Origin of the sequence: Corynebacterium ulcerans, from assembly GCF_900187135.1 — a bacterium.
Classification (GTDB): domain Bacteria; phylum Actinomycetota; class Actinomycetes; order Mycobacteriales; family Mycobacteriaceae; genus Corynebacterium; species Corynebacterium ulcerans.
Genome location: NZ_LT906443.1, coordinates 158,616 through 177,388 on the forward strand (window position 1 = coordinate 158,616; position 18,773 = coordinate 177,388).

Below are 18,773 nucleotides of genomic sequence, written 5' to 3' on the forward strand. Positions count from 1 at the left end.
GCACCGGGGAAAACACTCGCGACTCTTATGGATTTCGTCGGAATAATAAACCGGTAGAAACCACTAAAAAGGCGCGCCCACAGAAGCAGAAGAAAGAACGTCCTTCAGAAATGCTTCTGTCCAATGCTCGCCCGGCTAAGCGGCAAAATGTTGAGCACCGTGATACCGGGGTTGCAACCGGAGAAGGTGTTCGCCTGCAGAAGGTGCTTGCGCAAGCTGGTGTAGCTTCGCGTCGTCATGCAGAAATACTCATTGACTCTGGTCGCGTCGAGGTCAACGGAAAGATCGTGTTGACCCAGGGCGTTCGTGTCAACCCTAATGCGGACATTATTAGGGTTGATGGCGTTCGCATCAATGTTAATGAAGACATGCAGTACTTTGTGCTCAATAAGCCACGTGGTTTGCAATCTACTATGAGCGACGACATGGGACGACCATGCGTTGGCGACATCGTCGGTGAAAGAATCGCTGCTGGTCAGCGCTTATTTCATGTGGGTCGCCTTGACGCTGCGACAGAGGGGCTTCTGCTTCTTACCAATGACGGAGAACTAGCCAACCGTCTGATGCATCCCAAGTATGAAGTGGCCAAAACCTATTTGGCTACCGTGTTAGGTGAGGCCGACAAACGCCTGGTAAAGCAGTTGCGTGATGGCATTGAGCTAGACGACGGCCCTGCAAAGGCTGATTTTGTGCAGATTGTGGATACCCACCAGGGCAAGTCTCTTATCCGTATTGAGCTGCATGAAGGCCGGAAGCACATTGTTCGTCGGATGCTAAAGACAGCTGGTTTCCCGGTAGAGAGGCTCGTACGCACCAAGATCCATACCATTCAGTTAGGTGAACAAACACCAGGTGCAGTGCGGGCACTGAACAGCAGCGAGCTTGCGAGCCTTTATAAAGCTGTAGGGATGTAAAACTTGATGGATAAACAGCTCTCTAATATGCCGGGGAACGGGCTGATCGTTGCTATCGACGGTCCATCCGGCGCTGGAAAATCAACGGTCTGCCGTGCGATTGCGGCTAGGCTCGGAGCCCAGTATTTAGATACTGGTGCTATGTATCGCGTGGCCACGCTGCATGTTCTGCGGCAGAATATTGACCCTAATGATCATGAGGCAGTGGCGAAAGCGACTGAAAAACTTCCTTTGACGATCAACGATGACCCTGCTTCCCACAGCGTCATGCTTGATGGAGAAGATGTTGCTTCGGAAATTCGTAGTGCTGAGGTTACACAGAATGTTTCTGCTGTTTCAGCCAATACTGCGGTCCGTACTAATTTGGTTGCGCTGCAGCGTCGTTTAGCTTCTACTGCACGACGCTGCATCCTTGATGGGCGCGATATCGGTACAAATGTTTTAGTGGATGCACCGGTAAAGATTTTCCTTACTGCTTCTCCAGAAGTGCGAGCTACTCGGCGCTTTGAACAGGATCGGGCCGCTGGCCGTGAAGTCATTTTTGAAGATGTTTTAAAAGACGTAAAAAAACGGGATTATATTGATTCAACCCGCGCCGTCGATCCACTCCGACCTGCCACCGACGCAGTGATCGTAGACTCTTCTGAACTTTCCCTTGAGCAAGTGATCGAAACATTAGTCACTCTCATCGAACGCTCTTCTGAAAGGAATACCAATGAGCGATAAACGCATTTCTCAAGAAGAAAATAATGAGACAACGTTTGTTTATCACACTCCACATGGAGAGATGGATGCGGCTGAGGTTTTCACTGAAGAAGACGTAGTGGTCCCGGGTGGCGGCTACGCAGCCTCTGATTTTGATCACAACGATTACAACTTTGAGTTCTCAAAGGATGAATCGGGAAACTTTGTTTTTGATGAATCGGAGTTTGCTGAGCCTGATTTTGGAGAAGACTACGACGAGGAAGACTGGGAAGAGCTCGAGCGGAGCTTTGGCATTGATGCCGAAGGCGTTACTCGCGAGAACCTCTGCACCGTCGCCATTGTCGGACGTCCGAATGTAGGAAAATCTTCTCTGGTTAATCGCTTCTTGGGGCGTCGAGAAGCAGTCGTTGAGGATTTCCCAGGGGTTACCCGAGACCGAGTTTCCTACCTAGCGGACTGGGGCGGTCAGCGATTCTGGGTTCAAGATACCGGCGGGTGGGATCCTAACGTAAAAGGCATCCATGGAGCGATTGCTCGACAGGCAGAAGTAGCCATGGCGACGGCTGACGTTATTATCATGGTGGTAGACACCAAGGTCGGCATCACAGAAACTGACTCTGTAATGGCTCGTAAACTGCAGCGCGCTGAGGTTCCGGTCATACTTGTGGCCAATAAGTTCGATTCTGATAGCCAGTATGCGGATATGGCAGAGTTCTACGCTTTGGGGCTAGGGGATCCGTGGCCAGTGTCCGCGCAACATGGTCGTGGTGGTGCTGATGTTCTGGAACAAGTGCTGGCTGCGTTCCCAGAAGAGCCGAGGTCGGCTTCGATTGTGGAGGGACCACGCCGTGTCGCTTTGGTCGGTAAACCAAACGTTGGTAAGTCTTCGCTGCTGAACAAGATCTCTGGTGAAGACCGTTCGGTTGTAGATAATGCCTCTGGAACCACTGTTGATCCCGTTGACTCGCTGGTACAGCTGGACCAGAAGCTATGGAAGTTTATTGATACTGCTGGTCTCCGCAAAAAAGTTAAGAATGCTCAGGGTCATGAATATTATGCGTCGTTGCGCACACGTGGCGTCATTGATGCTGCAGAGGTCTGCGTATTCATGATCGACTCCTCGGAGCCGGTATCAGAGCAGGATCAGCGGGTTTTGGCGATGATTCTTGAATCTGGCAAAGCTTTAGTGCTGGTCTTTAATAAATGGGATTTGATGGACGAGGATCGTCGGTGGGAGTTGGATCGAGAAATCGATCAGCAGTTGGCTCATATCCCATGGGTCAAGCGCGTTAATATTTCGGCAAAAACTGGTCGTGCTTTGCAAAAGCTAGAGCCGTATATGCTCGAGGCTCTAGAAAACTGGGATAAACGCGTAAGTACCGGTCAGCTCAACACCTGGTTGCGTGCGACTATTGCACAGAATCCTCCGCCAATGAAGGGCGGTCGAGTCCCACGCGTCTTGTTTGCTACCCAGGCGACTACTCAGCCTCCGACGATTGTGCTGTTTACAACCGGATTCTTGGACGCCGGTTATCGCCGTTATCTGGAACGCAAATTCCGAGAGTCATTTGGATTTGAAGGAACTCCGGTAAAAATTGCTGTGAGGGTGCGCGAGAGGCGATCCCAAAAATAATACTGCTGTAGTTCAGATATGAGACTATATTCTCCTGGCGAGATATAGCCTCATATTTTTTGCTTTACACAATAATTGAATACCTCAAGGCGGGGGTAGTGGTCATGAGTTAAGTGAATAATTTGCATAATTCTGATTGGTGAAAATTGCATACCGTGCTGTTTGCCTTTGGAAAATATGACTTTTTGTGGATATTTTGGCGGGTCCTTGCAGTGTTTTTTTATTGTCGCAGTTGGATTGCTAGGTGCGGCATTGCAAAATTGAAAGACAGTGAAATATGTCTCTATCTATTGGTTTTGTGACGTATTCTGATGCGTTTTAAGCTGTGATCGACAACGACTGAGACTCTCCTTGGGAGACAAAACTAGTCTGTTCTTCGCTGAAAGGAGCATCCATGCTCGCAACAATCCTCGATCCGATGTCGGGGTTTGCCACTAGTATCCAAGTAATCCTCATTCTCGCCTGCCTCGTGCTGGGAACACGATATGGCGGTATGGGATTAGGCTTAATTTCAGGTATCGGTCTTCTTATCCTGACGTTCGTCTTTGGCCTTAAGCCTGGGGATCCGCCGGTATCTGTGATGCTGACGATCATCGCTGTGATTGGATGCGCAGCGACGTTGCAGCAGGCAAAAGGCCTGGACGTGATGATGCAGTTTGCTGAGCGAATCTTGCGTAAACATCCTGAACGCATCACGATTTTGGCCCCTATCACCACGTGGACCCTGACTGTCTTATGTGGAACGGGACATGTTGTGTACACGATGTTCCCGATTATTGAAGACATCGCAGTGAAGACCAACATCCGCCCAGAACGCCCCATGGCGGTTTCTTCTACGGCAGCACAGATGGGTATCACGGCATCGCCAGTGTCTGTGGCTATGGTGTCTCTCGCATCAATTCTTGCTGAAAATGCGGGAGTGACAGGCGCAGCTTTCTCCATCCCTCAGATTCTTGCCGTTGCGCTACCTGCGTCGTTAAGCGGTGTTCTTGTCGCCGCGCTATGGTCTTTGCGCCGTGGTAAGGACTTGGATAAGGACGAGGAATTCCAGGAGCGCCTCAAAGATCCAGCTTTTAAAGAAGCGGTTTACGGTGACTCGCACTCGCTTATTGGCCAGAAATTTGAGCCAAGTGCTTACCGAGCTACCTACATCTTCCTTGCTGCGATTGTCCTTGTGGTGATCCTTGGCGCCGCGGAGTGGCTACGTCCAAGCTTCCCGGATAAGAACGGTGATTTGAAAGCACTGTCGATGAATCTGGTCATCCAGATGATCATGCTTGTCGCTGGAGCTTGCATCATGTTGTTCTGCAAAGCAGATGCTGGAAAAGTTGCTTCGACGACTGTCTTTAAAGCCGGTATGACCGCGGTTTTCTCAGTGTTTGGCGTGGCATGGATGGCCGATACGTTCTTCCAAGCGCACCTGGATAAACTCGTTGAAGGACTCAGCGGCGTGGTACAAAATCATGCCTGGGCATATGCGGTTGTTCTGTTGATTGTTTCTAAGCTAGTTAACTCTCAAGGCGCGGCAATCGTGGCCATTGTTCCGCTTGGTTTGAAGTTGGGTGTGAGCCCAGAAACTGTCATTGGCTTTATTGGCGCTGCTTATGGCTACTTTATTTTGCCTACCTATCCGTCGGATCTCGCTTGTATCGGATTTGATAAGACCGGCACCACGCGTATTGGTAAGTTCGTGATCAACCATTCGTTTATCATTCCAGGCTTTATCTGCGTGATTACGTCCTGTGTAGTAGGTACACTCTTGGCCCAAATTTTGCTCTAATCAGCTTAAGACGTATGGTTTAGCGCAAAAGTCCAGCATCCATTTTAACTAAGCGGTGCTGGACTTTCTGTATTCACAGGGAAACTGTGTTTGTTACCTATGTTTTTTGGACAATAAAAAGGCATCGCATCGATATGGAAGCTCTATGAGGTCTGTGTCTGAAAAACCAAGGTGTTCGTTGAGATACCAGGAAAGATTGGCGGTTACTTTCTCTCGGGTTTTTTCTGAAGATCTGAGCCAATAAGAGCGCGTATGGGTAAGCAGGTGGATGGACGGAACGCTCATAGGCTGGGACCATGTGAGGCGCACTTCTTTTTTAATAAACCAGGGATCGCAAAAAGTAGGTATGAAGCCCTCTTTCAGCGTATCTCCAGAGTGCATAATGCGGGACAACCGATGAACCCAAGGGACAGAGACATCCAAGGTATTCCATACGAGTAGTACTTGACCCGATGTGCTCGTGATTCTATCGAATTCCTTGGAAGCTAGGCCTGCATCAAGCCAATGCCATGTCTGGGCGCATGTGATTGCATCAAAAGTGCCACTTGCTGCGGAAGTCTGCTCCGCGGTAGCGATCCATGTGGGGACCTCAAGATGACTTTGTAGGGTTCGTACCATGTCTTCGCTGGGGTCAAGGGCGAAGACATGGTGGCCGCGCTCTTTAAGTTGTTCGGTGAGCTTGCCGGTGCCGCAGCCTACGTCGAGAAGCTTCGCGTTGGCAGAAACCTCTAACATGTCAAGAACGTGGGTGGGGTAGGAGGGGCGAGCTTTGTGGTAGTCGTATGCTCCTGATTCAAAAGCGCGAGCTGAAAGATTGCGATGCTCGCGACTATGAAATTTGGGAGTATCTCGTTGAGAAACGGGAGGTGCGTTAGGCGGCGGAACAAAGGCCTGAGACACGGTATGTGAGCTTCGGAAGCTAGATTGGTTTTCGCACATCGCTTACTTATCGTAGTGGGTGACTATGGTGATACCTATAAAATAATGGCCTTTTGGGGGCTCTTTCGCTCACATCACAGTTTGATATTTGTGAACAAGTGCACTCGATTACGCGGGAGATGTAGTGGGAACATGTGTTTTCCAGTGCATATATTTAATAAAAGCGGTGTAGTGTTAGTTCGTTCTGAAAGCCTAGATAAGGCTTGCTTTAAGCCTGAGGATGATTGAGATCTCTGTATGCAATTTCTTAAAGACATAAGCCTCACAGATCCGCCCGTGAACTGGTTGATTTATGGGTGTGGCGTTATTGCGCTTTTGATAGTCCTGAGGGGCCTGAAAACGAAACGAATTATGGTCGTTTCGATGATATGGGCAGTAACCTCAGTTTTGACTGTGCTTGTGGGCAAATACTTTATTGAAGTCGTATGGAAGCCTTTCCCAGATGCTGTTCCCACCAATGTATACGTGGCCTGGGGCATTGTTATCTTTGTGTTTCTTTGCATTCTCACGCATTCTGGGACGCGAATCATTACAGCTATAGCTGTTCTTATTGCCGCAGTATGCGCCGCTGGAGTAACAAATATTCATTATCAAACATACCCAGATGTGGCTTCGCTCAATCCACAACCTGTGGCAAAAGAAATGAACTTTGATGAGTTCAACGCCACGCGGCAAGCGCCGTCGGATAGCTCCGGGGACACTGGTGCGATTGTGACTGTGCCTTTGGCTGGGACTAGCTCAGGCTTCCCAGCGCGAGACGCCATAGCCTATGTTCCTCCGGCATATTGGTCTCAGCCGGAAACACGTCTTCCAGTTTTGGTTTTGATGGCGGGAAATCCGGGGCAACCTTCAGACTGGTTTGAATCGGGGCAAGTTGGCAGGGTAGCGGATCACTATCAAAAGACTCATGGCGGCGTGGCACCTATCGTGATCAGCGTAGATGGCACTGCTACGTTCACGGGGAACCCTATTTGTGTGGATGGTCCGCAGCATAAGGTGATGACGTATATAAGCCGAGACGTGCCAGCCTTGATTAAACAAAAATTTAGGGTTAATGAAGATCAAAAAACGTGGACTATTGGCGGATTGAGTTATGGCGGAACCTGCAGTCTCCAGATCATGACTAATCATCCAGATTCTTATGGGGCGTTTCTGAACATGTCGGGCCAAGCAGAACCTACCGTAGGTAATCACGGGGACACTGTTAAACAATTCTTTGGGGGAAATGAGGCAGCTTTCCAGGCCGTCAACCCCGAACAGTTATTGCGCACGAAGCGTTACGACGGAATCCCTGGACGCTTTGTCGCCGGGCAGGGAGACCCGTTAGCGCAAAAAGAACTGACTCATCTTAACGATCTTGCTGTGAAGGCTGGAATGAAGACGGAGTATTTTACAGTGGAAGGTGGCCACGACTTTAAGACGTGGCGGAATGCTATTGCGCAACATTTCGATTGGATCGCTCAACGAGGGGGCCTTAGCTAGTGCCATCAATGACGGATATAACCACAGAACGCACTAACGGAGATATAAAAGTTGGTGAGCCTGATGCCGACCTCGGTACTACTTCTGAGAAATTCTCCATCCGAGTAGTGCGTAACTATCTGGCTACAACGCGAGTTGCTTGGCTTCCTATTACATCGATTCGACGGATACTTTTTCCTATAGTCTCCTCAGGGAAAAGCATTATCAGGCGAGTTCCGATCTCATTTTTGTTGCTTGCTCTGCTATGGATTCTCTACGCAAGTGTTGACCATCCGCGTGGGATGCTTGGGCTGAATTCATCAGAAAAGCTGCCATCGTGGCATCTTCTTACCGCTGGTCTTACCGTTGGTTCGCATCAGTCTGCAGTGCTGGCAACCCTTGGGATTCTCTGTTTAGCTGTTCCTGCTGAACTCGTTCTTGGATCAACACGATTCCTGGTTGCGGCAGGAGTAATGAATGGGATTTCTATTCCTCTAGGGATACTCAGTGCCCGCTTTATTGAGACTTTAGGGCTTAACCAATGGGGTAATGATCTACTCAATGAGACATTGCTTAGCCCAACAGGTTGGATTTTTGGCGCTGCAGCTGTTGCTTCTTCCTCGATGTCTACATTGTGGAGACGGCGCCTTCGGTTGGTGCTTTTTTCCTTGTCTTTTACGCTAGTGCTGTTTTCCGGAACGTTGTCGGATTCGGTAGCAACGGTGGCTACTGTTGTCGGTACTGTCGTCGGAGCCGTCCAGCTCGGAGGCAAAAAATACCACAAAATAAAAGTAGCTTTTCGACGCCCCTCACTGAGAGAGTCTCGTATTCTAGTAGCGGTGCTCTGCATGAGCGTGGCAGTGGGACCTGTTGTAGTTGCTTTTAACCCTCATGCACATGGGCCTTTTTCCATGGTGACTAGTTTGATGTGGCAACCACAAATCTCCTCAGCTGAGGTTGCAGAGATATGCGCACCAGATTACTCATCGCCAGAGTGCATAGATGCACTGACTTTGGCCCGGCAAACGGGGTTTGCGGCTATTTTTGCTAATTTGGCCCCGGTTATTGCACAGCTTATTTTCTGTATTGGGCTGATTCGTGGACGTCGAGTAGCTTGGGGCTTATCTCTGGTATTGCAGTGTTTGTCGCTTTTTGCGATTGCAGTTCAGCTTATCGCGATTACCGATGAGCGTGGCGACTCACTCATTTTCACGGTCAACTTCTTCGAAGTTATGTTGCCGTGGATGATTACGTTGTTGGCCCTTGGTGTTAGCCGACGGTTGTTCTTTGTCAACGTGGAACGCAAAGAGGTTATACGGAATATCTCGTTGATCTTGGCCACTTTTGTGATCACGGCTCTGGCGTGGGTCATCGGCGTTTATTATTTGGCAGATAGCTTTAATTCCTTGGACTCGCTGCTTTACGCCTTTTATGAATTGCCGAGTAGATACTTGCCTCCGGCCTTAGCTTTGGTGCTGGAACATGTGTTGTATCCAGAAAGCCAACTTGCATGGATTCTTTATCAATGGGTAGGTGCGGTGTTCTGGATGGTGACGTTGTTCGCCCTTTACCGGCTCATTATGAGTATCCCAGCGACTGGTCATGACGCATCAGATATCAGCACAGCGCGCAAGATTTTGCGTAAAGGTTCTGGTGATCATCTGTCTTGGATGAGCATGTGGGATGGAAATAGCTTCTGGTTTGCCGCACCTCATACGCACGATGATGCGGCTGACACTGACTCAGCAGCTGAGCAGCTTCCACGCGGTTTTGTTGCATTTAGACTGTTCAAAGGGGTGGCTGTGACACTCGGTGAGCCGGTGGTCTTGGATCAGAAAGATCGTTTGGCTATTGCACGAGAGTTCAATGCATACGCATCTGACCGTGGCTGGCGAGTCGCATGGTATTCCACTCGTGAAGAATTCGCCGAGGAAATCCGGGTTGATGGTTTTAGAAAACTGCACGTTGCAGAGGAATCTGTCTTGCACACCACTAACACTGAGTTCAAAGGCAAGAAGTTCCAAAATATCCGTACCGCACGCAATCGAGCTGGTAAAGAGGGAATTAGCACGGTGTGGACTTCCTGGGCGGAGGCCTCTCCCGAGCTGCAAAATAGGATTGTGGTGCTTTCTGAGGAATGGGTATCGGAAAAAGCTCTTCCTGAGATGGGATTCACCCTTGGAACCCTGGAAGAGCTCAAGGATTCTGAGACTAAGTTGCTTGTTGCTGTCGATGAAAATGGCCACGTGCATGGAGTAACAAGCTGGTTGCCTGTTCGCGAAAATGGCATTCTCGCTGGTTATACTTTGGACTTCATGCGTCGTGACGCCAACGGTTTCCGGCCTGTCATCGAATTTTTGTTGGCTGAAGCGCTGATCAAAGCGAAGGAGCTCGACTGCTCGTGGATTTCCCTTTCAGGGGCGCCTCTTGCGCCACCATCGGGGCAAACGATGCCTACGCTTCTCGACGCAACCTTAAACAAAGCTGGAGAAGCTATCGAGCCTTTGTATGGGTTTAGATCTCTGGCTGCATCGAAATATAAGTTCCATCCGGAGCATCGAGCTTGGTATCTGTGCTACGACGACGAGTTGGCATTACCGACGATAGGCCTTGCGGTTTCCCAGTGTTACCTTCCTCAGCTAAGCGCTAAAGATGCGCGTGCTGCGCTTACTACCTGGGTGCGCGCACAAAGGATGCCATAAGGGGGGCGTCCGTCTTCCCGGCGGAGAACGAGGCGACTCCGTCGGGAAGACTTGGATACAAACAAGGTTATGTGGGGCAGTGTGAGAAATAATTTTGCTTAAAAAGCGCAGACATTGCAGTATTAGGGTATGCAAAGCAAACCTAATTTCTTGAGTATGTCCTTGCGGAACGCCTTGTTTGTGGCACTCGCAGCGATGATGGCTATTGTTGCTCTAATCTTGGCAGGGTGTTCTACAACAGGTAGCACGAATTCCAATGCAGAAGGTTCCCAAAACGCGAAAAAAGAGTCGGAAAAACGGGTCGTTGCGTTGGACTGGAGATATGAGGAAATTCTCTATGCTCTTGGAGTGCAACCGGTAGGAATAGTGGAAATAGGTAAGTCAAAAGAACCCCAAACCCTTAAAGGAAAATTGGGTGATGCCACATCGGTAGGACAAGCTAAGCAACCAAATCTAGAAGTTATTCAGTCCCTCGAGCCTGACCTTATCCTTGCGAGTCCCACGCGCCAAGCAGGGATCATGGAGCAACTAAAAAATATTGCTCCTACTGAGGCTTACCAGGACACTAGCTATATCGATGTGCTTGATTCCATGGACAGCATTGCGAAAAAACTAGGAAAAGAAGACAAAGCCGCAGAGGTACGGAGCCGAATTGAATCTAAAATCGGAGCGGCTAAAAACAAAGTAGAACCCGGTACCCGCACTGCTCTTATTGGGTGGTCCAAGAATACGCTTTATACATGGGTAAAAGAATCCTTCCCCGGTTCGCTATTAACCGCTGCTGGATATGACTACGGTTTCGATGGGGAAAAATCTGCGATTGAATCCAAGACTGACGTAGCAGAACTGACCGGTGACAAATTGCCTGAAATGAAGCTTGACGTCATGTATTTGTATAACGACATCGAGGGCTTCCGCGCTAGCCCTTATGCGGGGGTTGTTCGTAGCATCGTGGATGTTGAGCAGGATACGTGGTCGCGGTCACGAGGCCCCTTGGCAGCAGAAGCAATGCTGGATCAGATTATTAACTCCTAGTTGTGCTTGCGTATCAGAAGAAACAGACAGGAGGCTCGTCTACAAGGGGAGCCTCCTTGGCTGTATGCGTGTTTGCCTGCGTTCTTATCATAGGGACCCTATCTGCATGGAAATTACTACAGGTCGAGGCCCCCAAGGATGCGCCATGGCTGTATCAAGAGATCTGGATGGGAACGCGTGATCGCTTATTAAGCGCACTACTTATCGGTGCGGCGCTAGGAACAGCCGGGGTATTACTACGAACTGCGACATCGAATCCTCTTGCTGATCCGCACATTACGGGAGTCAATTCAGGTGCAGCCTTTGGCGCAGTGGCATCAAGTTTTATCACTGGCTCGTCTACGGGCGTGTATTTGCTTCCAGGTGCTCTTGTTGGAGCGGCAGTAGCCTCTGGAATCACGTTGACGCTTAGTCTGCGTGGAAGAAATCCGGACTTATCCGGAACAAATGCAATCCAAAAAATGGTTTTATTGGGAATTGCTGTTTCCGCAGTGTTTAGCGCAATGACTTCAATTTTCTTAGTGTTGGATGAAGCTCAATTGACCACGGTTCTAGCGTGGCTCAACGGGCGCCTTGGCGGTATCCGGTTACCTGACCTTATTCCCGTGATTGTCGCAGTTGCCGTCCTCTTGCCAATTCTATTTGCAGCGGGAAGAGCATTAGATGCGTTGAGCACCGGTGATTCTGTTAGTAGAGCGATCGGGGCAAACCCAGCTGTGGTAAGAAAATGGGTCGTCGTTTCTGCCGTGATTCTTACTGCGACATGCGTGGCGGCAGCTGGGCCAATCGGCTTTTTAGGTCTTTTAGCAGCAGTGATTGCGCAGCGAGTATGTGGAAGAGCACACCGATTTGTGCTGATCTCTGCGGCATGCGTGGGAGCAACAGTGCTGTTGGTCGCGGATACGATAGGGCAACAATTATGGGCTCCAGCAGAAACTCCGGTGGGTATTCTGACGGGTATTGCCGGTGTACCACTGTTGCTATGGGGTATTCGGAGTATGGGATCCACAGGAAAGTCAAGGTAATCCCATGAAAAGAAATAAAGAATTAGTCTTGAAAAAGTCCCATAAAAATCCACGGTATTCGTACAAAAAGTTTGCCACTGTTGTGTTTATTTGTGGTGTCTTACTGGTCTTTGCATGCATTATCGGGATGGCGATTGGGGCTGTACAAAAACCCCTTATTGATGTTGTGACGGGTGTTCTTGCCGGTGAAGACCTCTATTGGAAATATCGGATGCCCCGGGTCGTCGTAGGAATGCTGGCTGGGATTGGCATGTCTATCTCAGGGTGTTTGTTGCAGACAGGTTTACGTAACCCTCTCGCAGCACCCGACACTTTAGGTATTACTGCCGGTGGAGGTTTACTCGCCGTTTTAGCTCTTTTGGGGTTTGGCACGCTTCCAGCTGCTTTTCTCACTCCGATCGCTTTTCTTGGTTCGTTGCTTGGAGCCATTCTTGTCTTTGCTGCGGCAGGTAAATCTGCTATCGATCCAGCTCGCCTGGCGTTGACGGGAGTCGCGGTTTCCGTGGGCCTTGCTGCGGTAACGCAACTGCTTCTAGTGAGGGCTGCTCCTGAAGCAGGAGCAGCAATGACCTGGTTAAAAGGATCTTTGTATGCGCGTACGATGAGTGATGCCATGACGGTGGCCCCAATTATTATCGCTAGTTTTATCGTAGTCATGGTGCTGGCCCGTCATCTCAATGCTTTGGCGTTGGACGACTCGACAATGAAAAGCATCGGGGCGCATGTGCGGTTTTTGCGCCTGGGAGCTATGGGGATTGCGGTACTCTGTGGCGCTGCATCGGTAGCAGCTGCTGGAGTCCTCGGTTTTGTAGGGCTCATAGTCCCGCATGCCGCAAAACTGCTTGTAGGGCAATCTCTAGTTAGACAAGTGCCGGTCGCTGCCTTAGCTGGAGCAGCAATTGTCGTGGGAGCCGATGCTGTGGGGCGATGGGCTTTTGCGCCAACGGAGATCCCGGTGGGAGCGCTCATCGCAATTGCCGGGGCACCATATTTCATCTATCTGGTTCTCAACGTAACAAGGGTTCAGGGGAAGTAATGTTTGATCGGAAAAACGATAACGTATGCGGCATTAACGGGCCCCAGCTTGCTTGTAAAGGAGTATCAGCGGGATACGGCGGAGAACGCATAGTAAAAGATATTTCGGTGACGATTCCCGCTGGGAAAATTACTGCGTTGATCGGTCCTAACGGTTGTGGCAAGTCAACCTTGCTCAAAGTTTTGGGAAATCAATTAAAAAACGAACATGGGCAGGTCACACTAGGGGAACGTGGTCTTGATAGTTTCTCCGCTCGCGATTTTGCGCGTCAGGTTTCTTTCCTGCCTCAACAACCCGTTGTTCCTGAAGGCATGACGGTGCGTGAGCTTATTGCTTTTGGTCGTTATCCGTATACGGGTGCTTTTGCGTCTTTAAGCGAATCAGATCAGCAAGCTATCGATGAGGCTGCAAAACTTACCAGTGTCGAGGACTTCTTGGGGCACTCTGCAATGGAGCTGTCTGGGGGACAAAAACAACGCATGTGGATTGCAATGACTCTGGCGCAGGAAACCTCCATCATGCTGCTTGATGAGCCAACCACGTTTTTAGATCCCGCACACCAGTTGGCTATTTTGGAGTTGGTTAAGTCCTTGAATAGACAAGGGAGAACCATCGTGATGGTGGTTCATGACATGGCGCATGCAGCTAAGTTTTCTGACCATGTTGTGGTGATGAAGGAAGGAAAAATTCTTGAACAAGGGCCAACGGAATCTACTTTAGATCCATCCTTGATCAAGAAAGCTTTTAACATTTCGACGCTTATGGTGACAGATCCAGAAACTGGTAGGAAGCTTCCCATCGCTTATGGAATTCACAAGTAACTAAAGGTAGCCTTGGCTACCATGTTGAATGATAAATTTGAAAAAATTAGCTACTTTAAAGATTTTTCTGCGTTTGTCCAGGAAGCTGAGACAGATATTCGTCAGAGACTCATTACAGCGCTTCAGCAGGAGAATTTGCTTTGTGATGAGACCGTTCTAGGAGACTTGAATACACAGCCTCCTCAGATCGATTCCCCTGCTCACATGCTGCGTTACCTGGCTGAATCAGGTGCTCTCGCCGTAGAAGCAACCAACATTGATCGGGCATGTGAAGAAATTGAAGACGGAGTAACGGGGCTTGCGCGGGCTAGAGCTGGGATTTCTTCTCGCTGGATGGAAAAACGCGAAGAACTTTCTTCAGAAGAATCCAGCCGCCTGGAGCAAGCGCCCTTTTCTGCACTTGTTGCGGCGATGCTACAACGGTGTCCGGTGGCTGATTCATCTGCGTTATTGGCCAGGTGCGAACAAGTAGTGTGTGATGGACACCCAGCTCACCCTGCGGCAAAGACATCCTTAGGTGTGGGAGAGGCCTGGCAGGAAGTCCTTCCTGAGCAAATCGAGTCGTATGAATTACGGTTTATAGCTGTTCCTCGGGAGTTTGTCGTAGCCACAGGGGCAAGCATGCGCGAGGAGCTGGCTACGCTACTCCCACAGCTCTCTCGCATGCTAGAAGCCGAGCTACTAGAAGAAGGGAGAGTAGATCAAGAAGTTATTCCTGTTCATCCATTTCAGTGGCATTCGGTGATAAGGAAAGAGTTTTCTCAAGAAATTTCAGATGGTGTAGTGCAGCTACTCCATACAACTATTTCAGCTGAACCTCTTATGTCTGTTCGGACTGTGCGCGTAAGCGACGGCGTGGGATCTGCTCACATTAAACTTGCATTGGAAGTGCAGCTTACAGGTGCTGTCCGAGGTATTTCTGAAGGCGCGGTAAAAGCACCGCTGATTTCTTCTGTGATTGATTCAATTATGGCTCTGGATTCAGGCTTTGTTCCTCGCACTCCAGACGATGAACCCGGATTTAACCTTGTGCGGGATAAAGCTGCGATCAGATGGGATGAAAGTACCGGAATTCGGTCACATTGTTTGGGAGCGATACTCCGAGAAGATCCCGCGCGGAATGTGCGCTCTGGTGATGTGGCTTTGCCCGTCGCAACGCTGATAGCGCGAAACCCATTGACCGGCAATTGTGTGTTCAAAGATTTAGCGGAAGAACTATCCCGTCGCTCTTGCGTAGAAACGGAAGATTTTATCGAGGAATGGTTTAGTGCACTAGGCCGATTGCTGTTTGTCCCGGCGTCGGCTTTGCTAGGACGTTGGGGAATCGCGCTTGAGCCACACCCACAAAATGTTGTTGTGGTATTGCGCGATGGCATGCCGCACAAGGTATTTGTGCGAGATTTGGGAGGCTGCCGACTGTGGTCTCAGGGGCCGTTAGCAGAGCATAGTGTGGGACGCGGCATCATTGATGAGGTTGCCGGTACTGCGCTGAGCGAAAAGGATGCGCTGCGGCTTGTTGATAAAGTGTTCTACCCGCTGGTCGCTAATCTGTACCGAAACCTCTTGGACTCTCTTTCTTTGGAAAAACCGCAGATAGAGAGCATCTCTACTAAGATTTCGTACTTGCTTGCGCGTGAATACTGGCGCAGCCGTGCAGCTAAATTTGGTGCAGAATCACCGATGGAAACCCCCGTGGATCAGCATCTGGCACTTGTTTATGGTCGCTTTTTAGGCAGCGAATTACCGGTTAAGCGAGTACTCGGCATGCGTCTTTCCGGTGCTGTGACAGAGCAGGAATATGTGTTTGCTCACAATCCCTTGGAACATGAAGACTTTTTGAAGCAACAACATGTACGCAGAAAAATCGAGAGGAACAGACCATGGGCTGAATCGTGTGTGTACAACCGCGTGAACGCTGCTGCTAAAGACGAAGGCCTTTCTGCCGATGACCTCACAGTGCTATCAGAAGATATAAGGAACGCGACAGAGAATCTTTCGCTCGTCCGGACTCACGTAGAGCAACATATAGGGAAGCGCCATCGGAGTCTATGGACTATGCTCCAGGAACTGCCCTCACACGAGGCAATGGTTACTGCCGATTCGCTAGGAATTAGCGGACACAATGTGCATCCGTTGGCAAAACTTCGGCGGGGATTCTCCATGGAAGAGTCCGTAGCTTATGGCCCCGAGTCTTATTCCACAGTAGACTTACGGCTCTTAGCGGTACACCGCGATCTGCTGGAGACCTCTTCAACAGAGGGGTTTCATGCTTTTTTCACCCGTCATTTTGCCAACCACGTTGATGCCGCAGCTCAAGAACTGGGTCGGATGGGTCTTCAACGACAAGAGTTTGAGATCATTCCTGTTCATCCCTGGCAATGGGAACACGTGATTTCAAGGGCATATGCTCAGGACATCAGTAGTGAGAACGTGGTGATTATTCCCCACGTGACACTGGCTGTGCGTCCAACCATTTCTTTACGCACGGCTATCCCACATGCGCCTTCGGTGCTAGGACAACGTCCTTTTATCAAGTGTGCGGTCGACGTCGTGCTCACGTCAACGCGACGTTCTATTTCGCAAAATAGCGCGCTAGGAACACCGCGCGTTGCTGAACTCGTAAAAAATGCGGTTGCCTATGTGCAGGAAAACATGGGAGCTTCCCGACGCGTCAAGGTTATCCCTGAACTAGCGGGCGTTACCTTGGCTAGGAGTATTGGAAGTACGGATGAAGCCGCCAAGCGTGGCTTATCTGTTTTGCTTCGCGACGACGCTACCAACTACCTAGAAGACGGAGAAATTGCGATAAGCGCATGTGTCTTACGCGGGCACGAGGGAATACTAGCCAGCCCTCTGCAAGAACTCGGCCTGGATTTTCTACGTAAATACACCTTTGACCTTATGAGCACAGTATTGGGTCTTATGTGTTTCCGGGGGATTGCTCTAGAACAGCATTTGCAAAACACGATGGTTCGTATTGCTTTTGTGGACGGGACTCCTGTTTATCGAGGTCTCTTGTTAAGAGATTTTTCTGGATTGCGCGCGTACCTACCAAGGCTTAATCAATGGTGCGAACAAAACCCATTTGAACCCAATGCAATAACCCTGACGGATGATTATGAAGAATTTATCAATAAGGGGTTTTATGCCTCTGTTTTTGGGAATCTTGACGGATTAGTCACTGAGATTGCTCACCTACAGGGGGTGGATATTGATGATGTATGGACGATAGCGCGTGCAGAAATCGAGCGTTTTATTGATGCGCTACCATGCTCGCTTCCGGAGAACGATGCCCAATGGTTGCGTCGAGAAGCTATGAGGCGCAAAGGGTTTTTATCCATGGGGATGAACAAAACGGGAACGGATATATACATTGATGTGACAAATCCACTGCATAGCGATGCATAAAATTTTGATGCGCGGAAAAGACAAACCGAATGATGTTCGGCTACTCATAGGCCAGGCATTGCTTTCTCGAGTAGCAAGTTCCTCTGAGCTCGTAGCACTCAATTGGTGGATTTTTCATGCCACAGGGTCATCCACGCTGGTCGGTCTTATCACTTTTGCCAGGTTATCTCCGCTGCTTGTGGCTGCGCCCAAGTTAGGGGCCCTGTCTGACCGAAAAGATCCCACCCGGTTACTTGCATTTGTGCTTTTTATCGGCAGCGCAGCCACGTTACTCATAGCTGGGTTAATTTTGGTAGCGGCGCGTACTTCGGTTTTAAGCACCTGGCACATAGTGTGGCTTGTGTGCGGTGTTGTGGCTATCCGCGCATTAATAACGTCTGCTGAGCCGGCTATTAGAAACGTGGTCTTAAGCAGGCTAAGCGAAGACACAATGTTTGTGTCGAATATGTCATCTCTGTCGCTGGTTTTAACGCTTTCGCTTGCAATCGGACCAGCAGTCTCGGGTCTTTTGATGGCGATTGGTGGAGCCGCTCTCGCCATTGCTCTCAGCGCGGTGTTCTACGGCATCGCTGCTGTTATCGCCATGAGGATGTTTATTTGTGGGAAAAACCGGAAGCGCAGTCGCGACGCCTCTGCAAAAGAAATCGTTGCGGATGAAGAATCTGAAAAGCAGGTTTCCCCGCAAAAAAACACGAAAAGCCTAGCGATTATTCGGGCAGAAATCCGTAAACAGCCAGCTCTCGGCGCACAACTCATCCTAGCCGCAGGTCCGATGCTTTTTGTGTTCCCTTATACCGCGATGCTTCCCGTTATAGCGCATTCAGCTTTCAAAGAGGACGCAGAACATGGCGTTGCACTTATGGCGGGGGCTGCTGGCATCGGAGCGGTCTTGGGAGCACTAGTTCTAAAGCGATGGGTGAAAAAACCCGCGGCGATAGTGGCACTTTATAGTGCTGTTTTCCTAGCCTTACCACTTGCTGGGCTTGCGACATCGCTTTCTACCGGGAATATCGCTTGGCTTAACCTTTTGCTTATCGGAAGTATCGGGCTTATCGGGCAGTTGTATCGTACGACTAACCGAGTCGCCACGTTGCTCCTAGCACCAGATGCTCATAGGGGACTTTTTAGCGGAATTTCCCAAACAGATCGCGCGCTCATCCCATGCGGGGCATTTTTCTTGGGGATTATCGCAGATCATGCAAGTGCAACTGTGATGATAAATTGCATGGTTGCTGGCAATATCTTCTTTATTCTGCCAGCCCTTGGATTAATGATGAGGAGTAGGAGAGTGGGCTAGGGACAAGGCACGCTAGA

General features: G+C 49.7%; 13 protein-coding genes. 12 read left to right on the forward strand and 1 reads right to left on the reverse strand.

Annotation, left to right across the window (positions count from 1 at the left end; translation table 11 throughout):
* Positions 1 to 110: 110 nt before the first annotated feature.
* The 4 genes from CKV68_RS00705 to CKV68_RS00720 all read left to right on the forward strand — a co-directional run bounded on the left by CKV68_RS00705 (position 111) and on the right by CKV68_RS00720 (position 5,032).
* Positions 111 to 914: a pseudouridine synthase gene (locus CKV68_RS00705; protein ID WP_095075403.1), complete on the forward strand. Its 804-nt coding sequence runs from the start codon at positions 111 to 113 to the stop codon at positions 912 to 914.
* Between the two features lie 6 nt (positions 915 to 920).
* On the forward strand, positions 921 to 1,640 hold the full coding sequence (gene cmk / locus CKV68_RS00710) for a (d)CMP kinase (protein WP_013911411.1): 720 nt from the start codon (positions 921 to 923) through the stop codon (positions 1,638 to 1,640).
* The gene (gene der, locus CKV68_RS00715; RefSeq protein WP_013911412.1) at positions 1,630 to 3,252 is read left to right on the forward strand and encodes a ribosome biogenesis GTPase Der; all 1,623 of its coding nucleotides are present in this window, start codon (positions 1,630 to 1,632) and stop codon (positions 3,250 to 3,252) included. The genes cmk and der overlap by 11 nt, the downstream gene beginning before the upstream one ends.
* A gap of 394 nt (positions 3,253 to 3,646) precedes the next feature.
* Positions 3,647 to 5,032: an anaerobic C4-dicarboxylate transporter gene (locus tag CKV68_RS00720; protein WP_013911413.1), complete on the forward strand. Its 1,386-nt coding sequence runs from the start codon at positions 3,647 to 3,649 to the stop codon at positions 5,030 to 5,032.
* A gap of 93 nt (positions 5,033 to 5,125) precedes the next feature.
* Here the strand turns inward: CKV68_RS00720 and CKV68_RS00725 are convergent, their stop codons facing one another.
* Entirely contained in the window at positions 5,126 to 5,971 is an 846-nt protein-coding gene (locus CKV68_RS00725) for a class I SAM-dependent methyltransferase (protein WP_013911414.1), read from the reverse strand.
* Between the two features lie 237 nt (positions 5,972 to 6,208).
* Here CKV68_RS00725 and CKV68_RS00730 point away from each other — a divergent pair, with 237 nt between their 5' ends.
* The 8 genes from CKV68_RS00730 (at position 6,209) to CKV68_RS00765 (ending at position 18,756) form a co-directional block, all read left to right on the forward strand.
* Entirely contained in the window at positions 6,209 to 7,453 is a 1,245-nt protein-coding gene (locus CKV68_RS00730; protein WP_095075404.1) for an alpha/beta hydrolase, read from the forward strand.
* An 8-nt stretch (positions 7,454 to 7,461) separates the two neighbouring features.
* Positions 7,462 to 10,134: a bifunctional lysylphosphatidylglycerol flippase/synthetase MprF gene (locus CKV68_RS00735; RefSeq protein WP_373364420.1), complete on the forward strand. Its 2,673-nt coding sequence runs from the start codon at positions 7,462 to 7,464 to the stop codon at positions 10,132 to 10,134.
* A 129-nt stretch (positions 10,135 to 10,263) separates the two neighbouring features.
* Complete coding sequence (locus tag CKV68_RS00740) at positions 10,264 to 11,169, forward strand: ABC transporter substrate-binding protein (RefSeq protein ID WP_095075406.1); 906 nt, start codon at positions 10,264 to 10,266, stop codon at positions 11,167 to 11,169.
* 56 nt (positions 11,170 to 11,225) lie between these two features.
* Entirely contained in the window at positions 11,226 to 12,194 is a 969-nt protein-coding gene (locus CKV68_RS00745; RefSeq protein WP_038618376.1) for a FecCD family ABC transporter permease, read from the forward strand.
* A gap of 4 nt (positions 12,195 to 12,198) precedes the next feature.
* Positions 12,199 to 13,230 carry a FecCD family ABC transporter permease gene (locus CKV68_RS00750; protein WP_023635646.1) on the forward strand — a complete coding sequence of 344 codons (1,032 nt, stop codon included), beginning with the start codon at positions 12,199 to 12,201 and terminating at the stop codon, positions 13,228 to 13,230.
* A complete protein-coding gene (locus tag CKV68_RS00755) occupies positions 13,230 to 14,051 on the forward strand; it encodes an ABC transporter ATP-binding protein (RefSeq protein ID WP_095075407.1) in 822 nt (273 codons plus the stop codon). The genes CKV68_RS00750 and CKV68_RS00755 overlap by 1 nt, the downstream gene beginning before the upstream one ends.
* A gap of 21 nt (positions 14,052 to 14,072) precedes the next feature.
* Entirely contained in the window at positions 14,073 to 17,459 is a 3,387-nt protein-coding gene (locus CKV68_RS00760) for an IucA/IucC family protein (RefSeq protein ID WP_095075408.1), read from the forward strand.
* Positions 17,452 to 18,756 carry an MFS transporter gene (locus CKV68_RS00765; RefSeq protein ID WP_095075409.1) on the forward strand — a complete coding sequence of 435 codons (1,305 nt, stop codon included), beginning with the start codon at positions 17,452 to 17,454 and terminating at the stop codon, positions 18,754 to 18,756. Before CKV68_RS00760 ends, CKV68_RS00765 begins: the two co-directional genes overlap by 8 nt.
* The last annotated feature ends 17 nt before the right edge of the window (positions 18,757 to 18,773 follow it).